At 68.7% G+C, this 15,690-nt stretch carries 16 protein-coding genes; 6 read left to right on the top strand and 10 right to left on the bottom strand.

Annotated features, from left to right (window positions below):
• Positions 1-3: 3 nt before the first annotated feature.
• The 8 genes from C4313_RS00805 to C4313_RS00840 form a co-directional block, all read right to left on the bottom strand.
• Positions 4-747, bottom strand: coding sequence for a gamma-glutamyl-gamma-aminobutyrate hydrolase family protein (locus C4313_RS00805; protein ID WP_352427975.1), 744 nt, complete (start codon positions 745-747; stop codon positions 4-6).
• 26 nt (positions 748-773) lie between these two features.
• A complete protein-coding gene (locus tag C4313_RS00810) occupies positions 774-1,898 on the bottom strand; it encodes an amidohydrolase family protein (protein ID WP_352427976.1) in 1,125 nt (374 codons plus the stop codon).
• 13 nt (positions 1,899-1,911) lie between these two features.
• The gene (locus tag C4313_RS00815) at positions 1,912-3,258 is read right to left on the bottom strand and encodes a glutamine synthetase family protein (protein WP_352427977.1); all 1,347 of its coding nucleotides are present in this window, start codon (positions 3,256-3,258) and stop codon (positions 1,912-1,914) included.
• A 90-nt stretch (positions 3,259-3,348) separates the two neighbouring features.
• Complete coding sequence (locus tag C4313_RS00820) at positions 3,349-4,590, bottom strand: ABC transporter substrate-binding protein (RefSeq protein WP_352427978.1); 1,242 nt, start codon at positions 4,588-4,590, stop codon at positions 3,349-3,351.
• Positions 4,591-4,648: 58 nt separating this feature from the next.
• Positions 4,649-5,743, bottom strand: a complete 1,095-nt coding sequence (locus tag C4313_RS00825; RefSeq protein ID WP_352427979.1) for a branched-chain amino acid ABC transporter permease — start codon at positions 5,741-5,743, stop codon at positions 4,649-4,651.
• A 1-nt stretch (position 5,744) separates the two neighbouring features.
• On the bottom strand, positions 5,745-6,653 hold the full coding sequence (locus tag C4313_RS00830; RefSeq protein WP_352427980.1) for a branched-chain amino acid ABC transporter permease: 909 nt from the start codon (positions 6,651-6,653) through the stop codon (positions 5,745-5,747).
• 15 nt (positions 6,654-6,668) lie between these two features.
• Positions 6,669-7,388 carry an ABC transporter ATP-binding protein gene (locus tag C4313_RS00835; protein WP_352427981.1) on the bottom strand — a complete coding sequence of 240 codons (720 nt, stop codon included), beginning with the start codon at positions 7,386-7,388 and terminating at the stop codon, positions 6,669-6,671.
• Positions 7,357-8,199: an ABC transporter ATP-binding protein gene (locus C4313_RS00840; protein ID WP_352427982.1), complete on the bottom strand. Its 843-nt coding sequence runs from the start codon at positions 8,197-8,199 to the stop codon at positions 7,357-7,359. The genes C4313_RS00835 and C4313_RS00840 overlap by 32 nt, the downstream gene beginning before the upstream one ends.
• A 169-nt stretch (positions 8,200-8,368) precedes the next feature.
• Here C4313_RS00840 and C4313_RS00845 point away from each other — a divergent pair, with 169 nt between their 5' ends.
• Complete coding sequence (locus C4313_RS00845; protein WP_352427983.1) at positions 8,369-9,454, top strand: CysS/YqeB C-terminal domain-containing protein; 1,086 nt, start codon at positions 8,369-8,371, stop codon at positions 9,452-9,454.
• 8 nt (positions 9,455-9,462) lie between these two features.
• Here C4313_RS00845 and C4313_RS00850 read toward each other — a convergent pair whose 3' ends face one another.
• Positions 9,463-10,341, bottom strand: coding sequence for a ParB/RepB/Spo0J family partition protein (locus C4313_RS00850; protein WP_352427984.1), 879 nt, complete (start codon positions 10,339-10,341; stop codon positions 9,463-9,465).
• Between the two features lie 176 nt (positions 10,342-10,517).
• Between C4313_RS00850 and C4313_RS00855 the strand changes: the two genes are divergently transcribed.
• The 4 genes from C4313_RS00855 (at position 10,518) to C4313_RS00870 (ending at position 13,634) form a co-directional block, all read left to right on the top strand.
• Positions 10,518-11,150, top strand: a complete 633-nt coding sequence (locus C4313_RS00855; protein WP_352427985.1) for a superoxide dismutase — start codon at positions 10,518-10,520, stop codon at positions 11,148-11,150.
• Between the two features lie 166 nt (positions 11,151-11,316).
• Positions 11,317-12,438 (top strand): transaldolase, encoded by a 1,122-nt coding sequence (tal, locus tag C4313_RS00860; protein WP_352427986.1) that lies wholly within the window; start codon positions 11,317-11,319, stop codon positions 12,436-12,438.
• A gap of 23 nt (positions 12,439-12,461) precedes the next feature.
• Entirely contained in the window at positions 12,462-12,803 is a 342-nt protein-coding gene (locus tag C4313_RS00865; protein ID WP_352427987.1) for a cupin domain-containing protein, read from the top strand.
• Positions 12,804-12,821: 18 nt separating this feature from the next.
• Positions 12,822-13,634, top strand: coding sequence for an enoyl-CoA hydratase/isomerase family protein (locus C4313_RS00870; protein ID WP_352427988.1), 813 nt, complete (start codon positions 12,822-12,824; stop codon positions 13,632-13,634).
• A 22-nt stretch (positions 13,635-13,656) separates the two neighbouring features.
• On the opposite strand, the gene C4313_RS00875 is transcribed toward C4313_RS00870, so the two are convergent.
• Positions 13,657-14,220, bottom strand: coding sequence for a rolling circle replication-associated protein (locus C4313_RS00875; protein ID WP_352427989.1), 564 nt, complete (start codon positions 14,218-14,220; stop codon positions 13,657-13,659).
• 242 nt (positions 14,221-14,462) lie between these two features.
• Between C4313_RS00875 and C4313_RS00880 the strand changes: the two genes are divergently transcribed.
• Positions 14,463-15,560 (top strand): UPF0236 family transposase-like protein, encoded by a 1,098-nt coding sequence (locus C4313_RS00880; protein ID WP_352427990.1) that lies wholly within the window; start codon positions 14,463-14,465, stop codon positions 15,558-15,560.
• Positions 15,561-15,690 lie beyond the last annotated feature (130 nt).

Genomic DNA, 15,690 nt, shown 5'->3' on the forward strand with positions numbered 1-15,690 from the left:
CGTTCACCGCCTCTGAGCCGTCGCCACCAGCCAGCGGAAGGGCCAGAGGTGGCGGGGATCGTCCTCGAACAACAATTCGGGATGCCACTGCACGGCCAGACCGCAGGGGATCGTCTGGCCCTCCGGGACCCAGGCGAAGGCCTCCACGACGCCGTCCGGCGCTTCAGCCAGCAGATGGAGATCTGGGGGCAGATCCGTCCGCCAGCGCACCCCCTGATGGTGATAGGAGTTCACCTCCAGGATCTCGTCGGGAAGGTCTGGGAGGAGCGCGGCCAGGCCGGGGAGGGGAAATATGCGCACGGGGTGGGCCCGGGCGGGCGGCGGCTGATCCAGGTCGTGGACCAGTTCGGTGGTGTCGGGGAGGTGCTGGCAGAGGGCGGCGCCGAAGCCCACGGCCATCACCTGGAAGCCACGGCAGATCCCCAGCATGGGCCGCCCGAGGCGACGGGCGGCCTCGAAGAGGGCGAACTCGAAGGCGTCCCGCTCTGGGTCCACCGGGCCCGTCTGCGGGTGCCGGGCGGCGCGGTAGCGTTGCGGGTCGATATCACATCCTCCAGTGAACAGCACGCCGTCCAACCGTTGGGCGAACAGGGAGGCGGCCTCCGGCAGGTTGGGCAGCATCACCGGCAGGCCCCCGGCCACCCAGAGGGCGCGCAGGTAAGCGGTCTCGGTCGCGCTCTGGGCCCGGTGGAGCGGCCCGGATTCCTGGACGTTCTTCACCGTCACGCCGATGAGGGGTCGGTCCATCGGATCCTCCGCGGCGGTGGCGCTCCTTAAGGCAGCGCATAGAGGCGGCGTGCGTTTTCGTGGAGGATGGCGTGGGCGGCGGCCTCCGCCTCGGCGACGGTCAGGTCACCCTCCCGCACCGTTTCCTCTAGCACCTGGGCCAGGATTCGCCGTCCCCATCGCGCTCCCAGGTAGAACAACTCGGGGATCAGATGGGCGTCGGTGGAGAACAGGATCTTGCTCAAGGGGGCGAGTTCGAGGAAGGCGCGGACGACGAAGCGCATGCCGGACTGGCTGAGGAAGGGGATGGCCAAGCCCAGATCCCCATACACATGGGGATAGACAGCGGACAAATACGCGGCCTCCCGGGTGTAAGGGTAGGAGGCGTGTAGCAACACGAAGGGCACGCGCCGGAACGCGGGATGCTCCAGTAGCGGGCGCAGGTGCAGCGGGTTGGCCCACCGCAGGTCCAGATCGGGGTCCCCGAAGCCGGTATGGAACTGGACAGGCCATCCCCGCCGGGCGGCCGCCTCCAACGTGCGCCACACCACCCAGTCGTTGAGCGGCTTGAGGGCCAGCCGGACGCGCTCCCCGGCCGCGGCGCGGCGGCGGAGGATCTCGAAAGCCGCGCGAGCCCCCTCCTCCTCCGGGGCCTCGACGGCAAGCCCGGTCCGGTAAGCGACGATGATCTTGAAGCCGACCACGTCGGGCCCCAGGGTCTCCAGGGCGGCCCGGAAGGCCTCCTCAAACGCAGGCCATGAGGGGCTCTCCACGATCAAGCGTTCCGCCACGAACTCCACGCGAAGCAGCCGGTAGGTGGGGGCGAACCGTCGGTGCCACGCCGTCGGCAGCACCTCATCCGGCATGAAGCCGTCGTCGAGGAGGAGCGCCTGGAAGGCGGCGGCCTCGAAGCACCGTCGGGCGACCTCCTCGAACCCCAGCCGCTCCCGCGCCGCCAGAACGGACCCCAGGTCCGGCGCGCAGCCCAGCAGTTCGGCGATCTCCCGCATGCTGCGGCGGAAGAAGAGGGTTTCCTGAACATGGCGGGTGACCACCTCGGCGGCGTAGCCCTCGGTGAAGGCCGATGGATAGGCGAAGGCGCCGGCGCGCTCGGGCCGGAGCAAGTTGTGCGCGTGCTGGTCGACGATGGGGACCGCCGAGAGATCCAGCATTGGGGATCCTCCCTCAGTAACGCTCCAGGAGGATGCGGACCTCTTCCTCGTGAGGCAGATCTTTCATCGCCTCCCACTCCGCGCGTCGCACGGCCAGGTAGGAGCGGGCCAGTTCGGGCCCCAAGGCCTGGAGCAGGACTTGGTCCTGTTCCAGGGCCGCGATGGCCTCGCCCAGGGTTGTGGGCAGGGGGCGGACGCCCCGGGCCGCCCGCTCCGCCTCCGGGAGGTCCGCCGGATCCATCGCGACCGGCTCCCCGGGGTCCAGGCCCTTCTCCATCCCGTCCAGACCGGCGGCGATCACCGCCCCCAGGGCGAGGTAAGGGTTGCAGGAGGGATCCACCGTCTTCAGTTCGACATGGGTGACGGGCCGTCCGGCGGCGGGCTGGGGGACCCGGACGGCGGCCTCGCGGTTCCCGTAGCCCCAGGCCGTGAAGGCCCCGCTCCAGAAGCGGGGACGGATCCGCTTGAAGGAGTTGGGGCTGGGCGTGGTGAGGGCCATCAGGGCCGGCAGGTGCTGCAGGATCCCCGCGACGAAAGCCCGGGCCTCGGCAGAGAGTTGCTCAGGGCGGCGCGGGTCGCCGGTCCGGTTGCGGCCTCCCCGCCACAGGCTGAAATGGAGGTGCGCCCCGCTCCCGGCCTTATCGGGGAAGATCTTGGGGACGAAGGAGGCGATCAGGCCGTGGCGCCGGGCGACGGCCCGCACGGTCTCCCGGAAGGCGATCTGGTTGTCGGCGGCCCGCAGGGCGTCAGCGTAGCGGATGGGCATCTCGAACTGGCCGGGCCCCGACTCCGCGTAGAGCATCTCCGGGAGGATCCCTTGGGCCTCCAGGGCCGCGGTGATCTCTTCCAAGACAGGGGCCAAGGCATCCAAGGCGGCCGTCTGGGCAAAGACCGTGCCATCGGCGGGAGCCCAGCCCTCGCTTGTGGGTCGCAGCAGATAGAACTCGTTCTCGAAGGCGGCCATGATCTGCCAGCCCCGGCGTTGGGCTTGCGCGATCATCCGTCGGAGGAAGGAGCGGGGGCAGTGGGCCCAGGGCTGGTCGCCCTCGTAGATATCGGTGAACACCTGAGCGTGGCCCGGCGCATAGGGCAACGGCGTGAACGTGTCCCAATCCGCCCGCATGTGGACCTCGCCGGCAGGCGTCAGCCCGGAGCCGGGGGCCAGGGCGTCGTACATCACAGGGAGAGCCTGCTGGGCCGCGGCGATCCCCACCCCGGCGCCATGCAGGTAATCCTCCAGGGAAGCGACGTGGACCGCTTTGGCTCGGATCAACCCGGCGTTGTCGCACCAGACAAAGCGCACGTAGCGCAGGCGGTGGGTGCGGATCGCAGCCTGGATCTCAGTGCGGCGTTCTGCCATGGCGTTCCTCCCGTTGAGCGCAACGGGTCGGGAGGCCGGGCCGTCTCCGACCCCCCGACCGGTCTCCTGGGCAAAGCGCAGACTGCTCCCTTATGGGGCCGGGACCTTCTGCGGGACCCGTTCGGCGGCCAAGGTGAACTTTCCGCCCTTCGCCTCGATCACAGTCACGCCCTTTTGGGGGATATGGGACTGAGGCGAGTAGTTGATAACCCCCGTGACGCCGTGGAAGTCCCGCAGGTTCTCCAGGGCCTGCTGGATGGCCCGCCCGTTCGTGGAGCCAGCCCGTCGGATGGCCTCGGCCAGCATGTAAACCGAGTCGTAACCCAGGGCGGCGAAGACCGCCTCGGGCTCGGTGCCGTATTTCTGCTTGTAGGCGGCCACGAACTTTCGCACCCGCTCGTTCGGGGAGTCGGCCGTGAGCAGGGAGTGAGTTGTAAAGAACACGCTCTCAGCGGCGGGGCCGGCCACCTCGATCAAGAGCGGGGTGTCGTAGCCGTCGCCGCCCACGATGGGCCCGGCGATCCCCGCGTTGCGGAACTGCTTCACGATGGTCCCCACATCATCCGGGAGGGCGGCGATGTAATAGAAGGCAGGCTGTTGCGGGAGCGCCTTGACCTTGGCGATCTGGGCGGAGAAGTCCTTGTCGCCGGATTGATAGGTGTCCTCCAGCACAATGGTCCCGCCCAGTTCTGTGAAGCGTGCCTTGAAGTATTTGGCCAGGACGGTGGTGTATTCGGCCCCTTTGTCCCACAGCAGATAAGCGGTCTTGCCGAACTTCTCAAAGGCGAACTCGGCGCCCACCGCCGCCTGCACGTTGTCCCCGAAGGGGGCCAGGAAGAGCATATCGCCCACCTGGCCGGGCAGGCGCGGCGAGGTGGCGCCCACCGTGATGAAGGGGACTCCTGCCCGCTGGCAGATGGGGCCGGCCGCCAGCACGTAGTCGGAATCGTTGAAGCCGATCACCGCGACGACCTTGTCTTGCTCGATGAGCTGGGTGACCACGTTGGCGGCCGTGGCGGGATCTGTTTTCGTATCCCGGATGAGCAGCTCCAAGGGGTGGCCCAGGACGCCGCCGGTGGCGTTGATCTCCTCGGCGGCCAGGCGGGCCCCGTTGGCCGCCGGGACGTCAATGGAGGCCATGCCGCCGGTGAGGTTGAAGGGCGCGCCGATGCGGATGGGCGCGGCGGCCCCAGGCGTCGGGGAGGCCGCGGAGGGCGGTGCCGGCGCGGCGGCCGTCGGCGAGGGCGGTGGAGAGGCGGGGGAAGGCTGACAGGCGGCGGCCGTCAGCAGGACGGCTAGAAGCAACGTCATCCATCGGAGCAGCGGACGCATGGGTCTCCTCCTTGTCGTGAGATGTCCCCCGACACCAGGGGAACGGCCCTCCTTCGTTTTAGGGATCCGCCTTTCGAACGCGCAGGGAGACCCGCTCGGCCCGGCGCCCCTCCCACCACGCTCCGAGGCGTTCGGCGATGGGCTCCAGCCCCCACTCCCGATCGCCCAGCAGGCCCTGGCGGCGGAAAGCGATCAGAAGCATCAGGAGGATCGCCAGGCCGATCTGGCTCAGGCCGTACAGCGGGCCGAGCGTGATGGAGCCGATAGAGATCCCCGGCTCCAGGTTGCGGAGCAACTCGGTGCTGCCCATCACCAACAGCGTGCCCAAGACAGATCCGCTGATGCTTCCCATCCCCCCCACGATCATCATGACGACGATCTCAAAGGTTTTCGAGAAATAGAAAGCGTTGGGGGAGAAGGCGGTGAGGAAATGCGCCCATAGCCCACCGGCCACCCCGGTGAAGAAGGCGCTGATCAGGAACGCGACCAGGCGCACCCGTCCCAGGGCGACGCCCACCCCTTGCGCTCCCCATGGATCATCCCGGGCGGCCCGGATCTGGAGGCCCAGCGCCGATCCCTTCACGCGCATCGCCACATAGAGGTTCAGGAGGGCCCACAGCGCCGCCCAGCCCAGCGTGGTGGCCGGCGGCACCCCAGTGAACGTCCGGGTTCCCCGAGTGAAGGCCTCGGCGTTGATCAGGACCACCCGAACGATAATGAGGAAGCCAAGGGTGGCCACCGCCACGAAATGCCCGCTCAGCCGCAAAACCGGGATCCCGATCAGGAAGGCCACCGCTGTCGCGACCAAGCCCCCGGCCACCAGGGCGGGCAGGAAAGGCAGGGTGACGTTGGAAAGAGGCGCTGGCAGGTCCGGGAGGTTGACCGCCTTGAGGGCTGGTGGGAGGGTCAGGATGGCCGAGGTGTAAGCCCCCAAGGCCATGAAGCCCACGTGGCCCAGCGAGAAAACCCCGGTGAGCCCGGTGAAGAGGTTGAGACTGACCACCAGCATGAGGTTGATCAGGAACAAGATGACCAGGCGCTGGAGGTAGGCGCCGCCCCAGCGTGCCACGGCCCCGCCAGCGCCCAGGAGCGCCAGCGCGAGGAGGGCCCGTAAGGCCCAGACCCAACGTCGATGGGCAAGAGACATCCGCATCTCAGACGCGCTCCGCCTCGAGATAGCCCAGCACCCCGCCCGGGCGCGCCAGCAAAATCAAGATGAGGACGGCATACACCAAAGCGTCCCGATAGCCCACGACGCCCGAAGGCAAGATCCCCTGGAGGAAGATCTCCAGCGCCCCCAGCAGATATCCTCCCAGCACGGCGCCTGGGATGGTGCCAAAGCCGCCGATCACACAAGCCACGAAGGCCTTGAGGACCGGCTCGAACCCCATACCGGGGTTGATCGTCCCCACATGGGCGGTCCAGAACAGAACAGCCAACCCAGCCATCGCCGAGCCGATGGCGAAGGCCAGCAGCGTCACCTTGCCGATGTCAATGCCCATCAGCTGGGCGGCGGTGGGGTTCTCGGCGGCCGCCCGCATCGCCAGGCCCAGCCGGGTGCGGGTCACGAAAAGGGCCAAGGCGGTCAGGGCCAACAGGGCCCCGCCCAAGGCCCACAAATGGATGGAAGGCAGGAACAGATCGCCTCCCGGGTGGAGCACTTGGGTGAGGATCTCGGGCATCGGGAAGGGCCGGGAGCGGGGGGAGAAGATCAAGATCGCCAGGTTCTCCAACAGGACGGCCACGGCAAAGGAATTGAGGAGCAGGGCCACATCGGGCGCGCCGCGCACCGGCCGGTAGGCAACCCGCTCCATAGCGATCCCCAGGGCGGCTGCCCCCAGGACCATCCCCAGGGCGACCAGGGGGAAGGGCGTGCCCCGTTGGAGCAAGAGCCATCCGATGTAGGCGCCGGCCATCATCACCGTGCCGTGGGCGAAGTTGATCAACCGCATCACGGCGAAGACCATGGCCAACCCCACCGCCATCAGGGCATACTGGCTGCCCAGCCCGAGGGCGTTGATCCCCTGCTGTATCCAGAACTCGAGGGAGCCAAGGGTCTGCATCTCGGTTCCGCTCCGTCAGCGGCCCAAGTAGATCCGGACCAGATCTGGGTTCTCCCGCAGCCGCGCCGCTGCATCGGCAAGGACCACGCGGCCGGCCTCCAGCACATAAGCCCGATCGGCCAGCCCCAGGGCCATCTCCGCGTTCTGTTCCACGATCAGCATGGTCAGACCCTGGGCCTTCAGCTGGGCCAACGCCTCGAAGACCTCCTCCACCACGCGGGGCGCCAGGCCCAGCGAAGGCTCATCCAGCAACAGGACCTCGGGGTCGGCCATCAGCGCCCGCCCGATGGCCAGCATTTGCTGCTGGCCTCCGGAGAGCAACCCCGCCGGCTGGTGGAGCCTTTCCTTCAAAATCGGGAAGAGCGTGAGGACCTGCTCCATGTTCTGGCGCTCCCGGGCCGGATCCTGCAACCGGTAGCCCCCCAGGATCAGGTTCTCGCGGACCGTTAGGTTCTTGAACAGTTGCCGCCCCTCTGGACAGTGGATGAGGCCCAGGCGGGCGATGAAAGCAGGAGGACGTCCCGTGATCTCCATGCCCTTGTAGAACACGCGGCCATGGGTCGGCCGCAGCAGGCCGGAGATCACGCGCAGGGCGGTCGTCTTGCCCGCCCCGTTGGGGCCCAGGAGGGCCACCACCTCTCCGGCCCCGAGGGCCAGCGAGAGGCCTCGCAGGGCGCGGATGGCGCCGTAGGCAGCGTTGATCTCATGCAGCTCGAGAACCGCGGGGCCGACCAAGGAACGCCTCCAGCACCAGCGGATGGTTTCGAATCTCCTCCGGCGTCCCCTCCGCCAAGAGGGCCCCGGAGTTCAAGACGTGCAATCGGGGACAGAAACGCATCACCACCGGCATGTCGTGAGCGACCAGCAGGATGGCGATGCGGCGCTCCCGATGGAGACGAGCCAGTTGTTCGATCAATGCCTCGCTCTCCTCCGGGTGCAAGCCGGCGGTGGGCTCGTCCAGCAGGAGCAACTGGGGCTGCAGGGCCAACGCCCGGGCGATCTCCACCCGCCGTTGGTCCCCATATGAGAGCGCCCCGGCGGGGCGCTCTGCCAGGTGGGCGATCCCCATCTGCTCCAGCAGGGCCATGCCCTGATCCCGCAGCGCCTGCCAGCGCCGCCCCCACGGGCCGAACCCGAACAGGGTGGAGAGCACCCCCGGCGGATGCTGCACGGTCATCGCCACCAGGACGTTCTCCAGGGCCGTCAGCGAGGGGAACAGCCGAAGGTTCTGGAAGGTCCGCGCGATCCCCAGGGCCGGGATCCGATGGGTTGGGATCCGGGTGAGATCCCACCCGCGGAACAGGATCCGCCCCGCATCCGGTTTGAGGAAGCCGCTCAGCAGGTTGATCAGGGTGGTCTTGCCGGCGCCGTTGGGGCCGATCACTCCTAGGATCTCCCCGGCGCGAAGGCTCAACCGATAATCCCGCAGCGCCAGCACACCCTGGAACCGCTTGCTGAGCCCTTCGACGCGGAGCAAAGGCTCCTCTGAAGCGGCCCCGCCAGCCGTCTCCCCCTTCGCCTCCCGATAGGAGCGCCCCAGCGCCATCCTCGTCCTCGCGGTCACCGGCATTCTGCTCCATGGATTTAAGCGATTTTAAAGACCATGCCGGGACCTGTCAAGCTGCAGGCAATCGCAGGATCCACTCGCGGGCAAAAGTGGAAGCCTCCCCGCGCCTCGTTTATGATGTTTAGAGGAGCCTCCGAAGGGGGTCAAGATGGGAGCACCGCGCGCCGATAGGGGCCCGCCGGCCTGCCCGGGCCGGGTGGTGCTGTTTGGATCCGGGGAGATCGCCCCGGCCGGGCGGCGTGGGCATGCCGCGGCGATGGCCGGTTTCCCCCCTCCTGTGCGCGTGGCCGTCCTGGAAACCCCGGCCGGCTTCGAACTGAACTCCGCGCGCGTGGCCGGCCGGGTGGCCGCATTCCTCCGGGAGCGCCTAGGGGAGTTTCGCCCGCAGGTGTTGGTCATCCCTGCCCGCCGGCGGGGGACGCCGCACAGCCCGGACGATCCGTATCTGGTCGCTCCCCTCCTGGAAGCGGATTACATCTTCATGGGGCCGGGCAGCCCCACCTACGCCATCCGGCAGCTGGAGGGGAGCGTGGCCTGGCGCTACCTGGTGGCTCGCCACCGGCAGGGGGCCTCCCTCGGGTTCGCCAGCGCAGCCGCCATCGCCATCAGCGCCTGGGCCCTGCCGGTTTACGAGATCTACAAAGCTGGCCACGATCCCCACTGGGTGCGGGGGTTGGATTTCTTCGGTGACTTCGGCATGCGGCTGGCCATCGTCTCCCACTGGAACAACCAGGAGGGTGGGGAGGAGGTGGATACCCGCCGGTGTTTCGTCGGCCGCGCCCGGTTCGAGGCCATGCGGCGCTTCCTGCCTCCCGACGTGGTGATCCTGGGCCTGGACGAACACACGATGGCCGTTTTCGACTTCGAGCGACAGAGCGTCGAGGTCCTGGGCCTGGGGCGGGTGACGATCCTGTGGGGCAACGGCCATCAGGAGGTGCCCAGCGGGGGATCCTTCCCCATGGCGTGGCTGGGGACGCTGCGCCTCCCGCCCCCTTTGGAGGTTCAGCCGCCGCCCGGCGCCCCGGAGTTCCCCCGCCCGACGCTCCCGCCCGAAGGGGCGGCCCTGATCCGCGAGCGGGAGGCCGCCCGGCAGCGGAGGGACTGGGCGACGGCCGATGCGCTCCGGGATCGCCTCCGGGACCTGGGCTACGAGATCCAGGACACCCGCGACGGGCCTCGCTGGCGTCCCCTCGGCGATCGCACCGCCCCCTGGATGCCCCTGGAGGAAGGCTGAGCCGCCCGCTATTCCTCCGCCTCGGCCGCCGCCTGGGCCAGTTCCTCCGCGGTCACAGCCTCAACGTTGTAACGGGCCAGGCCCTCGCGGACTTGGTCCAACACCTCGTCAAAAGACATGGTCACGATCCGCTTGCGGCGGATGGGATTGACCTGGGAGAGGATCGCCTGCTTGAGGAAGGGATAGCGAAGTCCCTTCGCATGCAAGGCCTCCAGGATGGGGGCCACCAGGGCATCGATCTCCTCGACGCGGGCGGCGCGGCGCTCCCGCTCCGCCATGGCCTGGTCCATGGGAAGGTCAAGGAAGCCGTCCACCTTGCGCAGGATGGGGACATAAGCGGCCCCGGCGAAGCGCTCTTTGCGGTCGTAGAGGATCCCCAAGGTGATCAGATAGGCCTCCTCAAAATGGAAAGCGTAGGTGCGCTCGGGGGCCTCTGGATGGGCGGCCATCAGCGTCCGATACATCCGGAGGACCTCGAGGGCCTTCTCCCGGAGGTTGTGGGCTTTCTCGGTGTTCAGGCCCAGGATGTGGTAAGCGATGGTGGGGTCCGGGATGAGGATGGCCGTGATCCGCTGGGCCCCCAGGTGGGCCATGGCCGCCCGCCGGTGGTTGCCGTTCGGGGTCCAGTAGCGTCCCTCCGGTGTGCGCACCGCCACGATGGGATCGATGAAGCGCCCGATCTCCCGGATCACCTCCTTGAGGCGCTCCACGTGGTGCGGCGAGAGATCGCGCTGGTAGGGCGTGGGCTCCACCCGGTCCAGGGGGATCTCCACCAGCAACTGCCACTGGCGGCTGTAGGGCTCCCGATAAACGGCGAGCACCACCCCGCCGTCCGTCTCCACTTGCCGGGCCAGTTCTTGGATCTCCAGGGGGATCTCCTCGGACATCGCGCCACCTCCCGGATCGAATTCCCCCGGGCGGCCTCCCGACGCCCGGGGCGCATACGATCATGGTGCCACAAGCTGCTTTGCCCTCCGGAGGGGCCGCCCCGGCGGGATTTTGGGTGACCCCTTCGGGTCGGATTAAAATAAAAGGGCTTGAATCCCAAAACGGGAGGCCGACCATGGCGCACACCCTTCCCCCGCTCCCTTACCCGTATGATGCCCTGGAGCCGTACATCGATGCCCAGACCATGGAGATCCACCACACGCGGCATCACCAGGGCTATGTGAACAACCTCAACGCCGCCCTGGAGAAGCACCCTGAGCTCCAGGACGTGCCGGTGGAGATCCTGATCCGCAACCTGGCCAGCGTCCCCGAGGACATCCGGGAGACCGTCCGGAACAACGGCGGCGGCCACGCCAACCACAGCCTGTTCTGGACGGTGATGAAGCCCGGCGGGGGCGGGGAGCCGACCGGCGCCCTGGCCGAGGCCATCGCCAAGGCTTTCGGGAGCTTCGCGGCCTTCAAGGACCTCTTCACCAAGACGGCGATGGGCCGCTTCGGCAGCGGCTGGGCCTGGCTCAGCATGACGGCCTTCGGGCGGCTGGTGGTGCACTCCACCCCGAACCAGGACAACCCCTTGATGGAAGGCTTGTTCCCACTGCTGGGCCTGGACGTCTGGGAGCATGCCTATTACCTCAAGTATCAGAACCGCCGCGCGGACTACATCCAGGCCTGGTGGAACGTGGTCAACTGGGACCAGGTGGCGGCCAATTACGCCAAGGCCCTGGAGGCCATCAAGGCCCGCGCGTGATCCGGATCCGGCCATCGATGAGCGGATTCGGTCCGGCGATGCCGGCTGCCGGAAGGGGCCGGCATCGCCGGTTTGGGGGCCCGGGTCGCGGCGGATGGGGCCCGCTGGCCCGTGTGGGCTAAGATTCTCCCTTCGGAGAGGCGTCCCCCGGGGAGGAGGTTCCATCATGGCGCCTTTACAGGCTTTGCGGGAGCGCGGCCAGTCCGTCTGGCTGGACGAGATCCGGCGGGAGTGGCTGGTCGACGGGACCCTGCGGCGGCTGATCGCGCGGGGGGTGACCGGCCTCACCAGCAACCCCACCATCTTCGAGCGGGCCATCACCACCAGCCCGGCCTACGATGAAGCCCTCCGGGATCACCTGGCCCGTGACCCCGAGATGGAGACGACCGCCCTCTACGAGGCGCTGGCGGTGGAGGACATCCGGATGGCGGCCGATCTGCTGCGGCCGGTCTACGACGCGAGCGGCGGCGCGGACGGTTATGTGAGCCTGGAGGTCTCTCCCCACCTGGCCCACGACACCGAAAGGACGATCGACGAGGCCCGGCGGCTGTGGCGCATGGTGGATCGTCCGAACCTCATGATCAAGGTCCCCGCCACGCCCGCCGGCATCCCGGCCGTCGAGACCCTCATCGCGGAGGGGATCCACGTGAACGTGACCCTGATCTTCTCCCCCGCCCATTACGAGGCGGCTGCGGAGGCCTATTGGCGGGGCCTGCGGCGGCGGGCCGAGGCCGGGCAGGATCTGCGGACGGTGGCCTCGGTGGCCTCCTTTTTCGTCAGCCGCATCGACACGGCGGTGGATCGCGCCCTGGAGGCGTTGGGGACGCCGGAGGCGCGCGCCCTCCTGGGGAAGATCGCCCTGGCGGTCGCCAAGCGGGTGTATCGGATCTTCCGCGAGCGGTTTCTGCCCGCCGCCTTCCCCGATCTGCAACGCCGCGGCGCCCAGGCCCAGCGGGTGCTGTGGGGCAGCACCAGCACCAAGAACGCGGCCTACTCCGACGTGAAATACGTGGAAGGCCTCATCGGTCCGGACACGGTCAACACGATGCCCCTGGCCACCCTGGAGGCCTTCGAGGACCACGGACAGGTCCTCGGGGACACGATCCTGGAGGGCTGGGCGGAGGCGGAGGCGGACCTGGCGGCCCTGGAGCGGCTGGGGATCCGCCTGGGGGAGATCCTGGACCGCCTGCAGGCCGAGGGCGTGGCCGCCTTCGTTCGCTCCTACGAGGCCCTGCTGGAGGCGCTGGATCGGAAGCGGGTGGGGCTGCTGGAGCGCCCCGGCCGCTGATCTTCTCCCGAGGGGGGCTCGCGATGAAACATGCCCAGACCGAACGCCTGCCCGGGTTCCCGGCCGGGGCCCTGACCCTGCGGCCCTTCACCGGCGATCGCGTCATGGTGGTGCGGGTGGAAGCGCCTGCCGGCGCGACCGTCCCCGCCCACGCCCACCCTCATGAGCAGATCACCCTGGTGATCCGGGGCCGCCTTCGCCTGCAGATGGACGGGGAGGAACAGGAACTGGGCCCTGGGGAGATCGTCCACATCCCCTCCGGCGCGACCCACGCCGTGGTCTTTCTGGAGGACACCCTGGCCTTTGACGTCTTCCAGCCGCCGCGGGAGGATTTCCTCGAGCGCTTGAAAGGAACAGGTTCCTGATCCGGCGAGGAGGCACCGATGGTTGGCGCATGGACGGCCACGTATCGTCGGCTGATCCTGCGGGAGCCGGAGCCGGGCCTCCTGGAGGTGGTGCTGAGCCGCCCCGAGGCCCTCAACGCGCTGGACGCCGAGGCCCACCGGGAGCTGGCCTATGTCTGGCGGGACATCGACGCTGACCCTTCCGTCCGAGTCGTCCTGCTCTACGGGGCGGGAGGGGCTTTCTCCGCGGGTGGGGATTTCGAACTCATCGAGGCCATCATCACGGACGCGGAAGTTTGCATGCGGCTTTGGAAGGAGGCCAGGGATCTGGTCTACAACCTGATCCACTGCGGCAAGCCGGTGGTCTCGGCCATCGAGGGGCCAGCGGTGGGGGCGGGCCTGGCGGCGGCGTTGCTGGCGGACATCTCGGTGGCGGCCCGGGGGGCTCGTTTGCTCGACGGCCATGTGCGGCTGGGGGTTCCGGCGGGGGATCACGCTGTGCTGGTCTGGCCGTTGCTCATCGGCTTGGCCAAGGCCAAATATTATCTTCTGTTGAACGAACCGCTTTCCGGCGAGGAGGCAGAGCGGCTGGGCCTGGTCTCCCTCTGTGTGGAGGATGGGAAGGCCTATGAGACGGCCCTGGGGATCGCGCGGCGGCTGGCACAAGGGAGCGCCCTGGCCATCCGGTGGACCAAGTATGCCCTCAACAACTGGTTACGCATGGCCGGTCCCCTCTTCGATACCTCCACGGCCCTGGAGTTCCTGGGCTTCCGGCTGCCCGACGTCCAGGAGGGCCTGGCCGCCCTCCGCGAGAAACGCCCCCCGCGTTTCTCCGGACAGGCTCCCCTATGAAGAGAAAGGACTCGCCTGCATGCTACGCCGACGCCTGGGCTGGCGTCAACTGCCACGAGCACAACCAGCCCATCCGACCCGTCCCGTCTATCCACTCGTAGCCCACGGCGTGGCCACGGGCCCGGAACCACTGGACGACCTCCTCAGGGCCGCACCACGGCCCAAACTCCACCCGTTCCTCCGGTACCTCGACACCGTGGCTACACCGGTAGCGGTGGCCCCCGGAGAACCGCACGGGGTCCTTCGCCACGTACTTCGCCAGATAATGCGCCAGCCGGACACGCCGCCACCGGGGACCCCGCACATCCCGCCGATACGCCACGTCGATGTTGTCGAACCCGGCCCGCCGTGCCAGGGCCCGAACCACCACCACAGGCACGTACCCACGAATGGCCATGTGCGCGTGCAACGCGCCCCGTTCCTGACGCTCCAGCACCACCACGTACACCGGAAGCAAACCCCGCTCACGCATCAGCCGCAAGAACCGGTTCAACCGCCGCTCGTACTCCACAACGTCCACCACGCACTCCCGCTGGGTCAGCGTCAAAAGCCGGTCGCAGCCGCCGGCGAGCACGAGGCGCCGCACCTGCGCCCGAGCCCGACGGGCGGCCCGCTCCGCATCCCCGGCCGCGTCCGTCCGCCGGCGACGTTTGCCCCCAGAACGGCACGAGGACGGAACCCGCGCCCAGCCGAGCTCGGCGATCCCGTCCCCGTAGTCCGAGACCGTAAAGTTTCGGTAGGTGACCGGGAGGTCAAAAACTAACGAGACCTCACCGGAGGCATCCCCCTTGCGGGGGGCCTACCCGCCCTAGGGAGGTGAGGTCTCGCATGTTTTCCGTTCGCCTGTTGGTGGAGGCAGTCCTGCTTTTGGCACGGGCCATCGCGGAGGCGCTGCGCGAGGCGCCCGACTTTCGGGCGTTGGAGTGTCGGATCGTAGCGGCGGTGCAGGATGTAGCCCGTCGGCTGTTCGAGCACGCCTGCGCGTACCTGGACGAGCAGGCGTTGCGGGCGCGGGATGCCGCGCGGCTTGCGCCGGTCCACACCAAGGCGAAGAAGCTGCAGACCGTCTTTGGCGCCCTGTACCTGCGCCGGCGGTACTACCGGGACCGTCAGACCGGCGCGGGCAGGTTCGTGCTGGACGAGCTGTTGGGTTTGGAGCCACGGCAGCGCATATCGCCGCTGGTATGGGAGCGGGGTGTGCTGCAGGCGACGGAGCGGTCGTTCCGGGGGGCGGCGCGGGCGTTGGAGGCGATCAGCGGGGGCACGGTACACGTCAGCGCCATGGGGTTGTGGCGCCGGCTGCAGGCGGTGGGCGCGGGGCTGAAGGCGCGGACGTCGGCACGGCGCGAGGCGCTGTTCGCGTTCGGGGAGGTGCCGCCGGGCCGCGCGGTACCGGAGGCGCTGCACGTGGAAGCGGACGAGTTCTTCGTGCCCGGCCGTGGGGGAGCGGTGGGGATCAAGCTGTGCGTGGGGTACGAGGGCAAGGAGCCGGTGGGCCGGGGTCGGCGGCGGCTGGTGAACCGGCGGGTGCATGCGGCGGTAGTGGACGGGGCGACGTTCTTCGAGGAGACGGTGGCCGAGTTCGGGCAGGTGTGGGACCTGGGGGCCGTGCAGGCCTGCTGGGTGGGCAGCGACGGGGCGCCGTGGGCGAAGCAGGGGCTCAAGGAGGCGTTTCCGCGCGCCACGTTCCGGCTTGATCCCTTCCACCTGCGGCGTGCGCTGCGGGAGGGGTTGGGGCACGATCCGGCGGCGCACGCGGCGGTGCAGTCGGCGCTGGCTGCCGGCCGGAGTTGGGCGGAGGTGGCGAAGGACCTGGAGGCGTGGTTGCGGCGGGTACGTGTGCCGGCGCTGTACGGGCCGTCGGCGGGCCGGACATGGGTGAAGCACGTGCTGCGGGAGCTGGTGCGCATCGGCTCCGTGGCATGAGGGACGCGGCCTGAAGCGATCGTAGGGCGGGGGTTCACCTACCGGAGCTTTACACTCACCCGTAGTCCCGATACCGTCCCACAATCCGCCCACGATTGGGTACAATGAGACCGCGAGTCGTCCCCACCGA

It is taken from the genome of Thermoflexus sp., assembly GCF_040289485.1.
Taxonomy (GTDB): domain Bacteria; phylum Chloroflexota; class Anaerolineae; order Thermoflexales; family Thermoflexaceae; genus Thermoflexus.